Here is a 5,278-nt window from a genome sequence, read left to right on the forward strand (position 1 = left end):
CGAAACCAGCGATACGCAGTCACGCGCGCAACACCGTTGCGCTCAGCCCACGCCGCTAGATTCATACTTTCTGTTCCTACAGCACACCACCGACAACTACCGACCACTCAACCCGCAACAGCTGGCAGCCCCCACTCCTGGATCCGCCCGGGCATGAACTGGACGGGCAGCCCGGTGTGCCGGGCGACGTCGACGTTCGCGGCGAGGGTCGCCTGCTCGAACACCGCCGCCATCGCCATGAAGTCGCCGATCCGCGTCCCGATGCGGCCCTCACCCGACCCGCCTGGCCGGTTGAGCTGGACCCAAGCCATCGCCCGCGGCAGGTCGAATCGCACGTGGGCGCGGCTCGCGGCCACCACACTCGCGACGACCGCCCGGATGCTGCTGGGGACAGCCTCCATGTTTCGCATCCGCGCGAAGACGCGCCGTCGTGCGTCGGCGTGTGCTGCGATGTCGAAGGCGCGCTGCCAGTGCGGCTCGACCCAGCGGCCCTCGTCGGCGGCGAGCACATTGTCGATGTAGAGCTTCTCGAAGTAGGTGATCAGCCGGAAAATGAAGAGCGGATCGGTGAAGCTGCCGGCGTCGGCCTCCTCAATGGCACCCTCCGTGGTCCGGACATAGCTGTTGGTGAACCACCAACGGCTGTCGTGGGGACGGCCGCGATCGTCGACCATCCGTGCGGCTTGCTGCTCGAGCCGATTTCGCGCGGCAACCGCGTTCGCCCTCGCCGACGTCTCGGCGGCATCCTCGTCTGCCCGGTGCTGCAGCACAGCAAACAGTCTATTGTCGCGTCCGAAAATTTGCTGACGCTTCTACAGAATCTCGACGATGTCGTTCTTCAGGGCCTCGGCATCCGTGCCGAAGACCGCCTGGACGCTGTTGCCGACCTCGACGACGCCGGCGGCCCCGAGACTCCGTAGACGAGGCTGATCCACCTTGCTGGTATCGGCGACCTCCATCCGCAGCCGGGTAATGCAGGCGTCGACGTTTACCAGGTTCTCCCGGCCGCCGAGCGCGGCGATGACCTGCTCGGCCTTGCTCACCTTGGTCGTAGTGCCCGCTGCGCCGGCAGTCACGGAAGTGACCGAGTCGGCGCCCTCGCCGAGGTTCGCATCTTCGGAAGCCTCGAATTCGGCTTCCGGCTCGCGTCCCGGAGTCCGCATGTTCCACTTCGAGATCGCAAACCGGAACAGCAGGTAGTAGACGACGAAGAACACCACGCCCATGCCGATGAGCAGCGGGATGTTCTTCGCGGCAGGTGCGGTGCCGTAGAGCAGCAAGTCGATGAGCCCCGCGGAGAACGAGAAGCCCAGGTGAATATCGAGCAGGTAGGCGATGGCCAGGGAGAGTCCCGTGAGCAGGGCGTGGATGACATACAACGGGAACGCCACGAACATGAACGCGAATTCGAGGGGCTCGGTAATCCCGGTCAGGAACGCGGTCAGCGCCGCCGCCGACAGAATGCCGACCGCGAGCTTGCGCTGCTTCTTGTTCGCCATATGGATCATGGCCAGGGCGGCAGCGGGCAGCCCGAACATCAGAATCGGGTAGAACCCCGACGTGAGGATGCCGGCCGTCGAGTCGCCGGCAGCGAATCGAGTGAGTTCACCGGTGACGACTTCGCCGTCGGGATTCTGATAGTCGCCGTAGATGAACCAGACGTACGAGTTGGGGATGTGATGAAGACCGAACGGAATCAGCATGCGATTGGCAAAGCCGTAGACGAAGGCGCCAACCGCGCCCGCGCCGCCGATGAACTTGCCGAGGCCGGTGAGCCCGGCATCGAAGATCGGATAGAAGTAGCTCATGGCGAACGCGATGAACAGGCAGGCCAGTGACACCACGATCGGGACAAACCGCCTGCCCCCGAAGAATCCGAGGTAGGAGGGCAATTGGATGGTGTGGTAGCGGTCGAAGAGCCACGCGGTCACCAGACCGACCACGATTCCCGCGAACACGCTGTAGTTGATCTGGGCTTGTTCGCCTGCCTTGTCGACCTCGCCGGCGAGCACGATCGGCGACATGGTCTTGAACACCGCTTCCACCACCAGGTAGCCCACCACGGCGGCCAGTGCGGTCGAGCCGTCCGCCTTCCTGGCGAATCCGATGGCGACGCCGACGGCGAAAAGCAGGGGGAGGTTGGTGAACAGCGCTTCGCCGGCAGCGCTCATCGCCTTGAAGAACGGTCCGATGACCGGAGATTCGATTCTGCCCAGCAGGTCGGGTTGCCCGAGTCGCAGCAGGATTCCCGCCGCGGGCAGCACTGCGATCGGCAGCATGAGGCTCTTGCCCAGCCGCTGCAATTGTGCGAAGCCGGGAATGCGCAGACCCGACTTTCTCGGCGTCCCTTCAGCTTTCGTCGTGTCGCTCATCTCCGCTGACCCTCCTGTGCCGAAACCCGCCCGCCGCCGAAGCTCAGCGGAAGCTTAGAGGAAACCTCGAAGTCGAGACTGTCTTTCGGGCACGCTCGTATCGTTGGTGTGTGACTACGATGCCAGTCCTCGCCCCGGTCGGTGGACGTGCGGTTCTGCTTCACGAAGTCCCCGACCCGGTGTTTTCGGCGGGCATGGTGGGTTATGGTGCCGCGATCGATCCACCGCGCCGGGTTATCGACGCGGTCGCTCCGGTCAGCGGGAAGATCTTGAAGTTGATGCCGCACGCCTACATCGTGATGACCCCGGACAACGTCGGGGTTCTCGTCCATCTGGGTCTGGACACCGTCAAGCTGAATGGCGAAGGATTCACGACCCACGTCAGCCAGGGCGACCCCGTCACCGCGGGCCAGGTCATCATCACCTACGACGTCCCGGCAGTCGAGGCCAACGGGTTCAATCCCGTTGTCCCCGTTGTGGTCATGGACGAACGCCAACCCGGCAACATCATTGTGTCCGAAGCTGTCAAGGCGGGCGCTGATATCGATTCCGGTGCAAGCCTTTTCACGGCGAACGAGTAGATGGAAGTCGTCATCCTGCAGAACGCCAACGAGATTGGCGTGGTCGCCGCCGACGCGATCGACTCCCTGCTTAGTCGCAAACCGACCGCGGTTCTGGGCCTGGCCACCGGCTCGTCGCCGCGGGCGATCTACGACTTACTGGCGGCCCGCTGTGATACCGGCCTGATCTCATTCCGGCGGGCCCACGGTTTCATTCTCGACGAGTACGTCGGCCTGCCCGCCGACCATCCCCAGCGGTACCGCAACGTCATTGACACCGAGTTCGTGTCCCGGGTCGACTTCGCTCCCGGCGCGGTCCAGGGCCCCGATGGTCTGGCCGCCGACATCCCGGCCGCATGCGCGGCGTACGAGAACGCCATCCGCGCAGCGGGCGGTGTCGATCTGCAGATCCTCGGGATCGGCACCGACGGGCATATCGCGTTCAACGAGCCGGGGTCCTCGCTGGCCTCCCGAACCCGAATCAAGACGCTGACCAGACAGACCCGGATTGACAACGCCCGCTTCTTCGGCGGCGACCTGGAATCGGTGCCCACGCACTGCCTGACCCAGGGGCTCGCGACGATCATGGAGGTCCGTCACCTGATCCTGGTGGCGACCGGTCGCAGCAAGGCCGAAGCCGTGCATCACCTGGTCGAGGGCGCGGTCAGCGCGCTGTGGCCGGCGACCATTCTGCAGCTTCACCCGCATGTGACGGTGCTGCTCGACGAGGCTGCCGCTCGCCGGCTTCAGCTTGTCGACTACTACCGCGAGGCCTACCGCTCCAAGCCGACATGGCAGGGCATCTGAGACGCCACCATGTTGATGACCGCTGACACCCTAATCACGGGCCGAGAACTATTGCGGCCCGGGTGGATTGAGGTTTCAGGTAGCACTGTGCATGCGGTCGGCGCGGGCGCTGCGCCCCGGCCCGCCGACCGCGAGCTCGGCGCCGTGACGGTGGTGCCGGGCTTCGTCGACACGCATGTGCACGGCGGAGGAGGGGCGAGCTTCTCCACCGCTTCGCGTGCCGACACGTCGACTGCGGTGGCACTGCACCGCCGGTACGGCACCACCACAATCCTCGCCTCCCTCGTCACCGCCGGCCCGGCCGAGTTGCTGCGCCAGGTCGTGGAATTGGCCGACGACGTTCGTGCCGGCTTGATCGCCGGGATCCATCTGGAAGGGCCATGGCTTTCCACCACGCGGTGCGGCGCACACGAGCCGTCGCTGATGCGCGACCCGGACCCCGCGGAGATAGACCGCCTTCTTGATGCGGGTGGGGGGACCATTCGCATGGTCACCCTCGCGCCGGAACGCGACGGTGCGCTGGCAGCGATCGCGAAGATCGTCGATGCGGGCGTGGTGGCCGCCGTAGGCCACACCGAGGCGACCTACGAGCAGACGCGGGCGGCCATCGCGGCGGGCGCGACGGTGGGCACGCATCTGTTCAATGCGATGCGTCCGATCGATCGTCGTGAGCCCGGTCCGATCGTTGCGCTTCTCGAAGAACCGCGGGTGACCGTCGAACTGATAACCGATGGCGTGCATGTCGATCCCGCCATCTACCGACATGTCACGCACAGCGCGGGAGGAGAGCGGGTGTCGCTGGTGACCGACGCGATGGCCGCTGCCGGTATGCCCGACGGCGGTTATCGGCTTGGGCAGTTGGCGGTGGAAGTCGCGGGCGGGGCGGCTCGCCTCGCGGGAACGCAAACCATCGCGGCCAGCACCGCAACCATGGACCGCCAGTTCAGATTCGCCGTTGACCACAGCGGGTTTCCGCGTGACGAGGCGCTGTTGGCCGCCGTGCGTCAGGCATCGATCAATCCCGCCCGGGCGTTGGGTCTGCCGTGCCAGGGGCTCATGCCCGGGGCTACCGCCGACTTGGTGGTACTGGACTCAGGCCTCGCGGTGACGGGTGTGCTGCGGCGCGGATCGTGGATCATCGAACCCGAAACCGTTTCGCTAAGCGGATGACAGGAAAAGGAAGGCCGTAGTCGATGCCCCGGATACCCGCGGAGCTTGGCCTGACGGCCGAGGAGTTGGACGAGCTGATGACCACGTCGTGGAACATGCGCATAGCGACAATCGGACCCGGTGAGCGGATCAACGTCACGCCGCTCTGGTTCGGATGGGCAGCGGGGCGGGTGTACTTCTATTGCCGAGGTCAGAAAGTCGCCAACCTGCGGCACAGTCCGGTTTGCACTGTCCTCGTCGATCGCAATGAGCGGTTCCCGGAGCTTCAGGGCGCGATGTTTCAAGGTCATGCGACGGTGCTCGAGAATGCCGAACAAGAAGGCGCCGACCCGCATCTCGAAGAAGTGCGCTGGTTGATGGGAACCAAAT

6 protein-coding genes and 1 pseudogene are annotated in these 5,278 nt (G+C 65.2%); 4 read left to right on the forward strand and 3 right to left on the reverse strand.

The window, feature by feature from the left end; translation table 11 throughout:
• From ACRDU5_RS16830 to ACRDU5_RS16840, 3 genes and pseudogenes are all read right to left on the reverse strand, one after another.
• Positions 1 to 65: pseudogene (locus ACRDU5_RS16830) on the reverse strand (IS607 family transposase); the annotation flags it as partial.
• 42 nt (positions 66 to 107) lie between these two features.
• Positions 108 to 770, reverse strand: coding sequence for a DUF5995 family protein (locus ACRDU5_RS16835; protein ID WP_526615791.1), 663 nt, complete (start codon positions 768 to 770; stop codon positions 108 to 110).
• Between the two features lie 42 nt (positions 771 to 812).
• Positions 813 to 2,372 (reverse strand): PTS transporter subunit EIIC, encoded by a 1,560-nt coding sequence (locus ACRDU5_RS16840; protein ID WP_526615793.1) that lies wholly within the window; start codon positions 2,370 to 2,372, stop codon positions 813 to 815.
• Positions 2,373 to 2,482: 110 nt separating this feature from the next.
• Between ACRDU5_RS16840 and ACRDU5_RS16845 the strand changes: the two genes are divergently transcribed.
• The 4 genes from ACRDU5_RS16845 to ACRDU5_RS16860 form a co-directional block, all read left to right on the forward strand.
• Complete coding sequence (locus tag ACRDU5_RS16845) at positions 2,483 to 2,953, forward strand: PTS sugar transporter subunit IIA (RefSeq protein ID WP_526615794.1); 471 nt, start codon at positions 2,483 to 2,485, stop codon at positions 2,951 to 2,953.
• Entirely contained in the window at positions 2,954 to 3,739 is a 786-nt protein-coding gene (gene nagB, locus ACRDU5_RS16850) for a glucosamine-6-phosphate deaminase (RefSeq protein ID WP_526615795.1), read from the forward strand.
• 9 nt (positions 3,740 to 3,748) lie between these two features.
• On the forward strand, positions 3,749 to 4,909 hold the full coding sequence (gene nagA, locus ACRDU5_RS16855; protein ID WP_526615796.1) for an N-acetylglucosamine-6-phosphate deacetylase: 1,161 nt from the start codon (positions 3,749 to 3,751) through the stop codon (positions 4,907 to 4,909).
• Between the two features lie 23 nt (positions 4,910 to 4,932).
• Positions 4,933 to 5,278: pyridoxamine 5'-phosphate oxidase family protein (locus ACRDU5_RS16860; protein ID WP_526615797.1), on the forward strand; the 346-nt coding region annotated here is incomplete at its 3' end.

This window comes from Mycobacterium sp., assembly GCF_050701515.1.
In the GTDB taxonomy this organism is placed as follows: Bacteria; Actinomycetota; Actinomycetes; order Mycobacteriales; family Mycobacteriaceae; genus Mycobacterium.

Bases quoted from the DNA above. Each gene is read 5' to 3' on its own strand.
- ACRDU5_RS16840 (WP_526615793.1), bottom strand. From the start codon at position 2,372: ATGAGCGACACGACGAAAGCTGAAGGGACGCCGAGAAAGTCGGGTCTG.
- nagB (WP_526615795.1), top strand. From the start codon at position 2,954: ATGGAAGTCGTCATCCTGCAGAACGCCAACGAGATTGGCGTGGTCGCC.
- nagA (WP_526615796.1), top strand. From the start codon at position 3,749: ATGTTGATGACCGCTGACACCCTAATCACGGGCCGAGAACTATTGCGG.